The sequence below is a fragment of the Dietzia sp. Die43 genome, from assembly GCF_024519835.1.
GTDB lineage: Bacteria > Actinomycetota > Actinomycetes > Mycobacteriales > Mycobacteriaceae > Dietzia > Dietzia kunjamensis.
This window is the reverse complement of sequence record NZ_JALJRF010000001.1, coordinates 151,839-164,832: the sequence shown is the minus strand read 5'-3', so window position 1 is coordinate 164,832 and position 12,994 is coordinate 151,839. Positions and strand designations below refer to the sequence as shown.

At 71.4% G+C, this 12,994-nt stretch carries 10 protein-coding genes; 8 read left to right on the top strand and 2 right to left on the bottom strand.

Going from position 1 to position 12,994, the window contains the following annotated elements; translation table 11 throughout:
* Positions 1-44: 44 nt before the first annotated feature.
* Entirely contained in the window at positions 45-1,325 is a 1,281-nt protein-coding gene (gene hisS / locus NR111_RS00755) for a histidine--tRNA ligase (RefSeq protein WP_132061302.1), read from the top strand.
* A gap of 76 nt (positions 1,326-1,401) precedes the next feature.
* On the opposite strand, the gene NR111_RS00750 is transcribed toward hisS, so the two are convergent.
* A complete protein-coding gene (locus NR111_RS00750) occupies positions 1,402-2,325 on the bottom strand; it encodes a neutral zinc metallopeptidase (RefSeq protein ID WP_132061304.1) in 924 nt (307 codons plus the stop codon).
* Positions 2,326-2,561: 236 nt separating this feature from the next.
* Here NR111_RS00750 and aspS point away from each other — a divergent pair, with 236 nt between their 5' ends.
* Complete coding sequence (gene aspS / locus NR111_RS00745; RefSeq protein WP_132061307.1) at positions 2,562-4,361, top strand: aspartate--tRNA ligase; 1,800 nt, start codon at positions 2,562-2,564, stop codon at positions 4,359-4,361.
* Between the two features lie 27 nt (positions 4,362-4,388).
* Here aspS and NR111_RS00740 read toward each other — a convergent pair whose 3' ends face one another.
* On the bottom strand, positions 4,389-5,693 hold the full coding sequence (locus tag NR111_RS00740) for an alkaline phosphatase family protein (RefSeq protein ID WP_132061310.1): 1,305 nt from the start codon (positions 5,691-5,693) through the stop codon (positions 4,389-4,391).
* 129 nt (positions 5,694-5,822) lie between these two features.
* Between NR111_RS00740 and NR111_RS00735 the strand changes: the two genes are divergently transcribed.
* The 6 genes from NR111_RS00735 to NR111_RS00710 all read left to right on the top strand — a co-directional run bounded on the left by NR111_RS00735 (position 5,823) and on the right by NR111_RS00710 (position 12,938).
* Entirely contained in the window at positions 5,823-7,223 is a 1,401-nt protein-coding gene (locus NR111_RS00735) for a replication-associated recombination protein A (protein ID WP_206472193.1), read from the top strand.
* An 82-nt stretch (positions 7,224-7,305) separates the two neighbouring features.
* On the top strand, positions 7,306-7,452 hold the full coding sequence (locus NR111_RS00730; RefSeq protein ID WP_167457804.1) for a hypothetical protein: 147 nt from the start codon (positions 7,306-7,308) through the stop codon (positions 7,450-7,452).
* A 203-nt stretch (positions 7,453-7,655) separates the two neighbouring features.
* Positions 7,656-10,316, top strand: a complete 2,661-nt coding sequence (alaS, locus tag NR111_RS00725; protein WP_256819408.1) for an alanine--tRNA ligase — start codon at positions 7,656-7,658, stop codon at positions 10,314-10,316.
* Complete coding sequence (gene ruvX, locus NR111_RS00720; protein WP_119192960.1) at positions 10,313-10,843, top strand: Holliday junction resolvase RuvX; 531 nt, start codon at positions 10,313-10,315, stop codon at positions 10,841-10,843. Before alaS ends, ruvX begins: the two co-directional genes overlap by 4 nt.
* Before the next feature lie 93 nt (positions 10,844-10,936).
* Positions 10,937-12,109 carry an endolytic transglycosylase MltG gene (gene mltG, locus NR111_RS00715; RefSeq protein ID WP_132061322.1) on the top strand — a complete coding sequence of 391 codons (1,173 nt, stop codon included), beginning with the start codon at positions 10,937-10,939 and terminating at the stop codon, positions 12,107-12,109.
* Positions 12,099-12,938, top strand: coding sequence for a shikimate dehydrogenase (locus tag NR111_RS00710; RefSeq protein WP_132061325.1), 840 nt, complete (start codon positions 12,099-12,101; stop codon positions 12,936-12,938). Before mltG ends, NR111_RS00710 begins: the two co-directional genes overlap by 11 nt.
* Positions 12,939-12,994: the final 56 nt, after the last annotated feature.

The following is a 12,994-nucleotide window of genomic DNA, read 5'->3' as shown; positions in this document are numbered from 1 at the left end:
CCCACCACCCCACCCGCCCCTCGAGACCCAAGGACGCCTCACCAGTGACCGGCAACGTCAAGAAGACCGCACTCAAGGCACCGAAGGGTGTTCCCGACTACGTGCCTCCGGCGTCCGCCGGGTTCGTGACGGTCCGGGACGCCATCACCACCGCCGCCCGTCGCGCCGGGTACGGGCACGTCGAGTTGCCGATCTTCGAGGACACGGCGTTGTTCGCGCGCGGCGTGGGGGAGTCGACGGACGTGGTGTCCAAGGAGATGTACACGTTCTCCGACAGGGGCGGCCGGAGCGTCACCCTGCGCCCCGAGGGCACGGCCGGGGTCATGCGTGCGGTGATCGAACACGGGCTGGACCGGGGCCAGCTCCCGGTCAAGCTCTGCTACGCGGGCCCCTTCTTCCGGTACGAGCGCCCCCAGGCCGGGCGGTACCGCCAGCTCCAGCAGGTGGGCATCGAGGCGATCGGCGTCGACGACCCGGCCCTGGACGCCGAGGTGATCGCCGTGGCGAACGAGGCGTTCCGCTCCCTCGGACTCACCGGGTTCCGCCTCGAGCTCACATCACTCGGGGACGAGACGTGCCGCCCCGACTACCGGGAACGGCTCCAGGATTTCCTCACCGGGCTGGACCTCGACGAGGCGACGCGGGAACGCGCTCGGGTCAATCCGCTGCGCGTCCTGGACGACAAGCGCCCCGAGGTGCGTGCCCAGCTCGAGGGCGCTCCTCTGATGATCGATCACCTGTCGGACGCGAGCGCCGAGCACTTCGCGACCGTTCGGGCGCACCTGGACGCGCTGGGCGTCGCGTACGAGGTCAATCCCCGCATGGTGCGGGGCCTGGACTACTACACCAAGACGACCTTCGAGTTCGTGCACGACGGCCTCGGCGCCCAGTCCGGGATCGGTGGCGGTGGCCGCTACGACGGCCTGATGGAACAGCTCGGCGGCCAGGCGCTGTCCGGCATCGGGTTCGGTATCGGTGTGGACCGCACGGTGTTGGCACTGCAGGCCGAGGGGATCGACCCGGCGGCCGAGGGGCGCGTCGACGTGTACGCGGTGGCTCTCGGCGCGCAGGCCAAGGCGACTCTGGTTCCCGTCCTCGCCGAGTTCCGCCGCAGCGGGCTCCGCGCGGACATGGCGTACGGGGACCGCGGCATGAAAGGCGCTTTCAAGGCCGCGGACCGCTCCGGAGCGGCGGTCACCGTCGTCGTCGGGGAGAACGAACTGGCCACCTCGACGGCCGTCGTCAAGACGATGGCCACCGGCGAGCAGGAGCCGGTGCCGCTGGAGGGTCTCGTCGACCACGTCAGCAGGGCCGTCGCCCGGTGACCCCGGCGGTCCGGCCGCACTGACCGACCGGGGCCCCGCCCACGCGTCAGGGCTACGCGCGCCAGAGCCGGGCGCCTCAGAGCTGTGCGCGGAAGGTGTCGCAGGCCTGCATCGAGCCCTGCTCGTAGCCCGTCAGGAACCACTGTCGGCGCATCTCCGACGACCCGTGGGTCCACGAGCCCGGGTCGACGCGTGCGCCGCCGGAGCGCTGGATGTGGTCGTCGCCGATCGCCTCGGCGGTCTGGATGATCGCGTCGACGTCGCTCCCGGTGAGGCTCTCTAGCAGCGGCGGGCCGCCGTCGGGCGCCGGGGTCGAGGTGGCGTAATGGGCCCACAGCCCGGCGTAGCAGTCGGCCTGGAGTTCGACCCGGACCGCACCCGAGGAGGGGCCCTGCGGGTCCTGCTGCGACCGGCGGATGTCGCCGAGCATGGTCTGCAGGTGGTGGCCGAATTCGTGGGCGACGACGTACATCTGCGCCGCACCGGAGGGTGACCCCCCGAGTTGGCCCACGAGGACCCGGTCGAAGAACGCGGGGTCTATGTACACGTTCTCGTCGGCCGGGCAGTAGAACGGTCCGATGTCGGAGGAGGCGCCACCGCATCCGGTGTCGACGGCACCGGTGAAGATGGTGGTGTGGGGCTGGACCCAGCGCATCCCGATCTGGTCGGGCAACTGTGTGTTCCACACGTCCTCGAGGCTCTCGGTGGTGGCGACGACGCGGCAGATGGTGTCGGTGTTGGCCTGCTGCAGGTCGCACTGGTCGATGTGGGCCTGGAACTGCTGCGCCGAGTCGGAGGTCTGTGCCCGGCCGCCGGTGGCGCCCGGGTCCGTGCCACCGCCGTCGAGTCCGAGCTGGCCGGGGTCGACGCCGAGGAACAACGCGATGACGACGACGACGAGGCCGCCGACACCCCCACCGACCGCCATCCCCCGGCGACCCCCTCGGCCCCCGCCGGAGACCCCGCTGGTGTCCAGTCTCCCGCCCTGCCGGAACGTCATATCGTCACCTCTCGTCCACACCGGCCGCCGGTCCACCCGGGCACGCCGCACCACCACGGTGCTTGTCGGATCACTGTATGGGCCGGCGGTACGCCGTCACAGCCGACACGGGGAACGCCCGCGGGTGGACGTAGACTGTCCCTCGTCCGAACCCGGGGCCGACCGCTCATCCGGCGGTGGGTCCGTTCCGGAGTTCGCCGACCACACGACTTTTTCCCGACGAGAGGACAACCGCAGTGCTGCGCACCCATTCCGCCGGCCAGCTCCGAGCCGCCGACGCAGGGGAGACCATCACCCTGGCCGGCTGGGTCGCGCGCCGCCGGGATCACGGCGGGGTCATCTTCGTCGATCTCCGCGACTCGACCGGCGTCTGCCAGGTGGTGTTCCGCTCGGAGGACGTCGCCGAGCGCGCACACCGCCTCCGCAACGAGTACTGCGTGGCCGTCACCGGTGTGGTGGACCGCCGCCCGGAGGGATCGGAGAACCCGAACCTCGCCTCGGGCGAGGTCGAGATCGACGTGACCTCGTTCGAGGTGCTCGGCGAGGCCGCGGCCCTGCCGTTCCAGCTCGACGACGAGGTCGGCGAGGAGGCGCGCCTGCGTCACCGCTACCTCGACCTGCGGCGTGAAGGCCCGGGGGCGGCGCTGCGTCTGCGGTCCGAAGTGAACGCCGCGGCGCGGAGCGTCATGGCCCGTCACGACTTCGTGGAGATTGAGACGCCCACGTTGACCCGCTCGACGCCCGAGGGGGCCCGCGACTTCCTCGTGCCCGCCCGCCTGCAGCCGGGGACGTTCTACGCCCTCCCGCAGTCTCCGCAGCTGTTCAAGCAGCTGCTCATGGTGGCCGGGATGGAGAAGTACTACCAGCTCGCCCGCTGCTACCGGGACGAGGACTTCCGCGCCGACCGCCAGCCGGAGTTCACGCAGCTGGACGTGGAGATGAGCTTCGTCGACCAGGACGACGTGATCGCCGTGGCCGAGGAGATCCTCACCGAGGTGTGGGCCACCGCCGGGCATCAGATCTCGACCCCCATCCCGCGGATGACCTACGACGAGGCGATGCGTCGCTACGGTTCGGACAAGCCCGACCTGCGGTTCGACATCGAACTGGTCGAGTGCACGGAGTTCTTCGCCGACACCCCGTTCCGGGTGTTCAAGGCGCCGTACGTCGGCGCGGTCGTCATGAAGGGCGGGGCGTCGCAGCCGCGTCGCCAGCTCGACGCCTGGCAGGAGTGGGCCAAGCAGCGCGGCGCCAAGGGGCTGGCCTACATCCTCGTCGGTGAGGACGGCGAGCTGGGCGGCCCCGTCGCCAAGAACCTGTCGGATTCCGAGCGCGCCGGGATCGCCGCGCACGTCGGCGCGGAGCCGGGGGACTGCATCTTCTTCGGCGCGGGAGCGGTCAAGTCCACCCGCGCTCTCCTCGGTGCGGCACGCGGTGAGATCGCCGAGAAGCTCGGACTGATCGACCCCACCAAGTGGGCGTTCACCTGGGTCGTCGATGCCCCGATGTTCGAGCCCGCGGACGACGCCACCGCCGCCGGCGATGTGGCCGTCGGTTCGGGTGCGTGGACCGCCGTGCACCACGCGTTCACCTCGCCCAAGCCCGAGCACCTCGACACGTTCGACACCGATCCGGGATCGGCCCTGGCCTACGCCTACGACATCGTGTGCAACGGCAACGAGATCGGTGGCGGGTCGATCCGTATCCACCGGAAGGACGTCCAGGAGCGGGTCTTCGGCGTCATGGGTATCTCGCAGGAGGAGGCGCAGGAGAAGTTCGGGTTCCTGCTCGACGCCTTCTCCTACGGCGCCCCCCCGCACGGTGGCATCGCCTTCGGCTGGGACCGCATCTGTGCGCTGCTGGCCGGAACCGAGTCCATCCGCGACGTCATCGCCTTCCCCAAGTCCGGCGGCGGGGTCGACCCGCTCACCGACGCTCCCGCGCCGATCACCACCCAGCAGCGCAAGGAGTCCGGCATCGACGCCAAGCCGGTCCAGCGCGGGCAGGCCGCCCAGGACGGGGCCGCAGCCGGGTAGTACCCGGGGCGGACGGCCCCGGGCGTCTCAGAGGTGGAACGCCTCGAGCGCCGGGCGCCCGTCCATCCCGGAATGGTCGAGTCCGAACAGCCGGGCCACCGTCGGCGCCACGTCGAGGGTGCGCACGGGACGGTCGACGACCTGCCCCCGGCGGACGATCCGGTGCCCGCCGGCGATGAAGAACGGGATGCCGAGCGTGACCTCGTGTCCGTGGTTGCCGGGGATGGGGTTGGAGAACGGGGTGGGGTCGGAGAACCGCCATCCCGGATGACAGGTGGCCACGAGGTCGCCACCGCGCTCGCCCAGGTCGAGTTCGGCCGGATCGTAGAGGCGGTTGACGCCCGGGAGCGCGCCGACCACCTCACGCAGGCGCGCCAGGGTCGCCTCGCGTTCTCCGGCGGGGCCGAGGTGGGCGAAGGTGTCGGCGCCCCCGTTCTGGGCGATCCCGACGCGCCCGCGCAGCGCGGGGTCGGCGTCGATCGCGCCGGCGGCACTGATGAGGCGCAGCGGCTCCGACCAGTCCATGCCGTGATCGGCCAGCACGATGAGCACCGACCGTTCCCACCGGCCGGTGGACTGCAGGAACTGCTCGAGGTCCCAGAGTTTGTGGTCCGAGTTGTACACCGCCTGGTTGCGGGCCAGTCGCAGTGAGGTGCCGGACAGGTCCATGTGGCCGAAGCGGTCCATGTCGCCGAGGTTGACGAACGTCATCCGCGGGGCGTGGTCGGTGATGGTCTGCTTGAGGGCCTCGACGGTGAACCAGTCGAGCGAGTGGTCGGTGACCGGCACCAGCGGGAAGGGTGCCCACTGCACGCTCGCGCGGCCACCGAACAGGCCGTGTAGGTAGTCCTTGCTGAGCACGCTCGCGGTGGTCAGACCCGCCTCGGTGCGGATGCGGTCCAGCACGGTGGCCGCCCGCAGGTCGTCGGGCCGGTCGAGGGTCCTCTCGTCCCCGATCGCGTGGTCCCAGATGGCGTTCGCGGGCACCCCGTTGCGCGCGGGCAGCACCCCGGTGACCATGGCGGCGTGGTTGGGCAGGGTCTCGGCGATCATCACGGAGGAGGCGTCGGTGAACCGCGTCCCCTCGGTGGCCCATCGGTGCAAAGTGGGCGCCTGGGCCGGGTTGAGTTCGTCGGGCCGCATGCCGTCGGTGACGATCACGTAGACGTCGAGGTCGTCGGCCACCGGGTGCACCGGGTTCGCCCACACGGGGGCGGGTTCGGCGAGCAGGGTCACCCCGATGGCGCCGGCGGCGGCGACCATGCCGGCGCCGGCGAGCGCCTCACGACGGGTGAGTGTGGGTCCGTGGGTGGGATTGTCGTCGCGGCACATGGGGCGGGGGTCCTGACGGTCGGGTGGTGGCTGGCGGGGCGGTGTGCCCGCCGGGGACGTGGCATACCTGCCCACCAGGGAACCCGACGACGACGAGGGCTGCCCACACTTTCGGTGATCGGACGCCGAATGTTCACCCGGGGGTCGGAGTCCGGGCCCGCCGGTAGCCTGGTCGGCGTGACAGAAGATGCCGGGTTGTTCGCCGCCGGGGACGCGGCCGGACACGCGCCCCCCTCGCCCGCGGCGGGGGACGTGGACCCGTCCGCACCGCTGGCCGTGCGTATGCGGCCACGGACTCTCGACGAGGTGATCGGCCAGGAGCACCTGCTGCGGCCCAACTCCCCGCTGCGGCGGCTGGTGGAGGGGCGCGGCGGCTCCTCGCTGATCCTCTACGGTCCGCCGGGTACCGGGAAGACGACGCTCGCGAACCTCGTCGCGAGTACCTCGGGTCGGCACTTCGTGGCGCTGTCCGCGTTGAGTGCGGGGGTCAAGGACGTCCGCGCGGTCATCGACGACGCCCGCACCCGCCAGGTGCACGGTCAGCGCACGGTCCTGTTCATCGACGAGGTGCACCGGTTCTCGAAGAGTCAGCAGGACGCCCTGCTCGCCGCGGTGGAGAACGGCATCGTCCTCCTGGTCGCCGCGACCACGGAGAACCCCCACTTCTCCGTGATCGCCCCGTTGCTGAGCCGATCCCTCATCGCGGAGCTCCGGGGGCTGGACGACAGTGGTGTGGCCGGCGTGCTGAGGCGCGCGGTGGCCGAGGAGCGGGGCCTGGCCGGCGAGGTCGAGCTGACGGACGAGGCGGTCGAGGACATCGTCAGACTGTCGGGGGGCGACGCGAGGCGCAGCCTCACTATCCTCGAGGCGGCGGCGGGGGCAGCGGAGGACGGGGTGGTGACCCCGGAGATCGTGGAGCTGAGCCTGGACGCCGCGCCGGTGCGCTATGACCGCGACGGGGACCAGCACTACGACGTCACGAGCGCGTTCATCAAGTCCATCCGTGGGTCCGACGTGGACGCCGCGCTGCACTACCTCGCCCGGATGCTGGTCGCGGGGGAGGACCCGCGGTTCATCGCCCGGCGCCTCATGGTCCACGCCAGTGAGGACATCGGGATGGCCGACCCCACCGCGCTGTTGGCCGCCGGCGCCGCCGCCGAGATCGTGCAGAAGGTCGGACTGCCGGAGTGCAGGTTGGCGCTGGCGCAGGCCACCATCCACCTCGCCACGGCCCCCAAGTCCAAGGCGGTCATCGCCGCGATCGACGCCGCGATGGCCGATGTCCGCGCGGGCGGGGTGGGCGAGGTACCCAAGCATCTGCGGGACGGCCACTACGCCGGGGCGAAGGGCCTCGGCAACGGGGTGGGCTACCGCTACGCCCACAACGCGCCCGCCGGGGTCGTGGCGCAGCAGTACCCGCCCGACGAACTGGTGGGGCGTGACTACTACGAGCCGAGCCCCCACGGGCACGAGCGGGACCTGGGTGCGCGGGTGGACAAGCTCCGGAAGATCATACGAACAGAGACGTAGCCAGTTCTTGAGAAATATGTGAGTATCGTTAATAAGTGCTCGACCAGGCACTCTAATCACGCCGCTCACCCTGGAGGAAACCATGGCCTATCTCCTGTCCACGCTCGTCAGTGTCGCGACCTCGATCGGGGTCTGGGGCACGGGGGCACACAGCATGGGGCTCCTGCCCCGGGAGGCGTTCATCACCGCCGCCAACTTCGGCATCGTCCTGCCCCCGATGCCGCGCTGACCTCCCATCAGGCAGGGCCCGCCCTGCACCGGGCGCCCATCCGCCGGTTCGGCCGGGTGGGCGCCCGCAGGCGTTCACGCGGCCGCCCACCTCGTCGTCGTCGTCAGGTCCTCCCGGCCCACCTCGTTCCCGGTCCCACGCGGGCGCGACGGTAGGCTGAGACCTCGCCCGAGACCACCAGTAGACGACCAGTGAGGCCCCCAGTGCAGACCCATGAGATCCGGCGCCGCTTCCTCGAGCACTTCGTCAGGGCCGGCCACGCCGAGGTCCCCAGTGCGTCTCTGGTGTTGGACGATCCCAACCTGCTGTTCGTCAACGCCGGGATGGTGCCCTTCAAGCCGTACTTCCTCGGCCAGGAGACCCCGCCGTACGCCACCGCGACCTCCATCCAGAAGTGTGTGCGCACCCTCGACATCGAGGAGGTGGGCATCACCACCCGCCACAACACCTTCTTCCAGATGGCCGGGAACTTCTCCTTCGGCGACTACTTCAAGGAAGGCGCCATCCGGCACGCGTGGTCCCTGCTGACCACGTCGGTCGACGACGACGGGTTCGGGATCGACCCCGCGCTGCTGTGGGTCACCGTGTACCTCGACGACGACGAGGCCTACGGCATCTGGCGGGACGTGATCGGGGTGCCCGAGGAGCGCATCCAACGCCGCGGTATGGCGGACAACTACTGGTCCATGGGCGTGCCCGGCCCGTGCGGACCGTGCTCGGAGATCTTCTACGACCGCGGGCCCGCCTACGGCGTCGACGGCGGGCCCGAGGCCGACGAGGACCGCTACATCGAGATCTGGAACCTCGTGTTCATGCAGAACGAGCGAGGGGAGGGCACCGGCAAGGACGCCTTCGAGATCCTCGGCCCGCTGCCCAAGCAGAACATCGACACCGGCATGGGCGTCGAGCGCGTCGCGTTCCTGCTCCAGGGCGTGGAGAACGTGTACGAGACGGACCTGCTGCGCCCGGTCATCGAGACCGCCGAGCGACTGTCCGGCGCGAAGTACGGTGCGGACGGCGCCGCCGACGTGCGGTTCCGCGTGATCGCCGACCATGCCCGCACCGCCTACATGCTCATCTCCGACGGCGTGACCCCCGGCAACGAGGGCCGCGGGTACATCCTGCGCCGTCTACTGCGTCGCATCGTCCGCTCCGTGCGCCTGCTCGGGGCGACCGGCGAGACGATGGCCGAGTTCATGGCCACCGTCCGCGACGCGATCGGTCCGTCGTTCCCCGAGACCGTCTCGGGGTACGACCGGATCGAGCGGATCGCGGTGGCCGAGGAGGTCGCGTTCCTCAAGACCCTCGAGTCCGGGACGCAGCTGTTCGAGCGCGCCGCCTCCGACGCCCGGTCGTCGGGCGCCGCGGTGCTCACCGGCCGCCAGGCGTTCGCCCTGCACGACACGCACGGTTTCCCGATCGACCTCACCCTCGAGATGGCGTCCGAGGCAGGGCTGCAGGTGGACGAGGAGGGCTTCCGCTCGCTCATGTCCGAGCAGCGCGCCCGCGCCAAGGCCGACTCCCGGGCCAAGAAGCACGCCCACGCCGACCTGTCCGTCTACCGTGACTTCCTCGACGCCGGCGAGACCGTCTTCACCGGCTTCACCGACCTGACCGACGAGTCGCGGCTGCTGGGCATCGTCTCCGGAGGCGAGGCCGTCCACGTCGCCCGCGAGGGGGACGCGGTGGAGTTCCTGCTCGACCGCACCCCGTTCTACGCCGAGTCCGGCGGCCAGCTGGGCGACCGCGGCATGATCTCCACCGCCGGCTTCCAGATGCGGGTCGACGACGTCCAGAAGATCGGCAAGAAGCTCTGGGTGCACAAGGGCGTCCTCACCGGCGGCGAGGCCGAGGCCGGTCAGCTCGTCACCTCCGCCGTCGACCCCGAGTGGCGCAAGGGCGCCACCCAGGGGCACTCCGCCACCCACCTCGTCCACGCCGCACTGCGGCAGATCCTCGGCCCGGAGGCCGTCCAGGCCGGCTCGCTCAACAAGCCCGGCTACATGCGGTTCGACTTCAACTGGTCCGGCTCGATCCCCTCGGACGTCCTGGCGCAGGTCGAGGAGGTCACCAACACCGCCGTCGACGCCGACTACGGGGTCAACACCGTGGAGACCACCCTCGAGGAGGCCAAGCGCATGGGCGCCATGGCCCTGTTCGGCGAGAACTACGGCTCCCGGGTCCGCGTGGTGGAGATCGGTGGCCCCTTCTCCATGGAACTGTGCGGCGGGACCCACGTGTCCAGCTCCGCGCAGATCGGGCCCGTCAGCCTGCTGGGGGAGGCGTCCGTCGGCTCCGGGATCCGGCGTGTCGAGGCCTATGTGGGCATGGACGCCTACCGCCACCAGGCCCGCGAGCGGGCGCTCGTGTCCGGGCTGGCCGCCTCGCTAAAGGCGCCCACCGACGAGCTGCCCGACCGCGTGGCCGCCCTCACCGCGAAACTGCGCGAGGCCGAGAAGGCGCTCGAATCCCTGCGGGCCTCCCAGCTCGCGGCCCAGGCCGGCGACCTGCTGAACTCGGCCGAGGACCTCGGCGGCATCCGGTTCCTCGCACACAGCACCCCCGGCGGCGCCGCGGGAGACCTGCGCACCCTCGCCTCCGATCTCAAGGGACGGCTCGGCTCGGACGCCGGGGTCGTGTTCCTCACCGCCCCGGCGCAGGACAAGGTCCCGTTCGTCATCGCCGTCAGCCCCGCCGCGCAGGATCGCGGACTCAGGGCCGGCGACCTCGTCAAGGCCATCGCGCCCGCGCTCGGTGCCCGCGGCGGCGGCAAGCCGGACATGGCGCAGGGTGCCGGGTCCGACCCGGCCGGGATCGACACCGCGGTGTCCGCGCTGCGCGACGCCGTCCGGGACGCCGGATGACCGACGCCCCGGGCGCCCCGGGCGCCGCGGCCGGGCCAGCCGGGCCAGCCGGGCCAGCCGGGCCCGCCACGTCCGGCGGCGGATGGACCCGCGGTCGCCGACTCGGACTGGACGTGGGCACCGCCCGTATCGGTGTGGCCTCCTGTGACCCCGACGGGATCCTCGCCACCCCCGTCGAGACCATCAAGGTCACCGACGGCGACCCCGGGTGGGCGAGCGAGCTCCGACGTCTCGCCGAGCTCGTCGAGGAGTACGACACCGTGGGGGTGGTGATCGGCCTGCCCACCTCGCTCAAGGGCCGGGAGACCGCGTCCACCGCGATGGCCCGCTCGTTCGCCACCGCCCTGACGGCCGGGGCGCCGGACCTGCCCGTGGACCTCGTCGACGAGAGGCTGACGACGGTGACCGCGAGTTCGGCACTGCACGGCGCCGGCCGCAACACGCGGAAACAGCGCGACGTGATCGACCAGGCGGCCGCCGTGGTCCTGCTCCAGGCCTGGATCGACTCGCGGCACGCCCGCCGATGAGCGACCCCTCGGCCTGCCCGCCTGGATAAACTGGCCGACGAGCACGATGCTGTCCGCGGGACAGCTCCCCTGACACCATGACCGAGGAGCACGATGTCTGCGGCACGAGGACGCTCACGTACGGGAGCCACCACGAGGTTCATCCTCCTGGCGGCCGTGATCGGGGTGGTCCTCGCCTTCGGCGTGATGGTCTACCGCAACCAGAACACCGAGGTCGCGGCGGCGCCGGACTTCGACGGGCAGGGCAACGGGAACGCGCTGCTGCACGTGGAGCCGGGGGACACCCTGGGGGTCGTCGGGGACCGCCTCTACGACATCGGCACCGTGGCCAGTACCCGCGCCTTCACCGGAGCGGCGGCGGGGACGCCCGTCGAGGGCATCCAGCCCGGCTACTACCAGGTGCGGCAGGAGATGAGCGCCGCCGCCGCGGTGGACGCGCTGGCGGACCCGCAGAACCGCGTCGGGTTCGTCGAGGTCAAGCCGGGCGGCCGGCTGCTCGACACGGTCGTGGTCGGCGGTGGCAGGGAGAAGGGCATCTACACCCTGATCGCCGACGCCACGTGCCTCCGCGATCTGGACGAGCCCGAGGCCGCCCCGATGTGCCGGCAGCCCCAGGAGATCGTCGACGCGGCCGTGCAGGCCGACCCGGCGGAGCTCGCGGTCCCCGACTGGGCCATCAACGAGGTCCGGGGCGCCCCGGACCCGGTCCGTCGCCTCGAGGGGTTGATCGCCCCGGGGGTCCACAACATCAACCCGCAGTCCGAGCCCGTCGAGATCCTGCGTCAGCTCATCGACGCCTCGACCGCCTCCTACGACGAGACCGGACTCGTCCCGGCCGCCGACCGTATCGGTCTCACCCCCTACGAGGTGGTCACCGCCGCGTCGCTGGTGGAGAAGGAGGGCAAGCTCCAGGACTTCGACAAGGTCGCGCGGGTCATCCTCAACCGCCTCGCCGAGCCCATGCGTCTCCAGTTTGACTCCACGGTCAACTACGCTCTCGCCGACCAGGAGATCGCCACCACCGACGCCGACCGGGCCGAGGTGACCCCGTGGAACACCTACGCGATGGACGGACTGCCCTACGGGCCGATCGGTTCACCGGGTCTCGACGCACTGCGCGCGATGGAGAACCCTGCCGACGGGCAGTGGAAGTACTTCGTCACGGTCGACATGGAGGGCACCACCAGATTCGCGGACGAGTACCCGGAGCACGAGCGCTATCAGAGCGAGGCCATCGCCAACGGAGTCCTCGCCAGTGGTCGCTGATCCCACGGGCGCACCGCGCTCGGCGGCCGTCCTGGGGCACCCGGTGGACCACTCGCTGTCCCCGGTCCTGCACGGTGCCGCGTACCGGGCGCTCGGCCTCGACGACTGGACCTACGAACGCATCGACTGCGATGCCGATCGGCTGGCGTCGGTGGTCGACTCGTCGCCCGCCGACCGCATCGGTTACTCGGTCACGATGCCCGGCAAGTTCGCCGCCCTCGCCTACGCCGACGAGGTGAGTGACCGCGCCCGCATCGTCGGCAGCGCCAACACCCTCGTCCGGCGGGCGGGCGGCTGGTTCGCCGACTGCACCGATGTGGACGGGGTGGCCGGGGCGCTCGCCGCCTTCGGAGACCTCCCGGACCATCCGACGGCAGTCGTCCTGGGCGTGGGGGGAACCGCCAGACCGGTTCTCGCCGGGCTCGCCGAGGCCGGCGCCACGCAGGTGGTCCTGGCCTCGAGGCGCGACAACGCCGGGCCGGCGGCCGACTGCGGACGGGCCCTCGGGCTCGGGGTCCGCACCATGGGACTCACCGACCCGGAACTGATCGGGGAGATCACGCGGGCCGATGTTCTGGTCAACACCGTTCCCGAACCCGGCGTGCGGGAGCTCACGGACCTGGTCGCCGGCGCCCGACGGGTGTTCGACGTCCTCTACGACCCCTGGCCCACCGCGGCCGGGGCAGCAGCCCTGGCCGCGGGCATCCCCGTGGTCGGTGGCGACGTGATGTTGCTCCACCAGGCCTTCGGTCAGGTGGAGCTGTTCACCGGGCACCCGGCGCCGCGCGCGGAGATGGCCGCCGCGCTGTCGCAGGCACTAGGTCGCTGACCGCGCGGACACGGAGACGCGGGGACACGGGGACGGCCACCGTGCCGGAGCCGCAC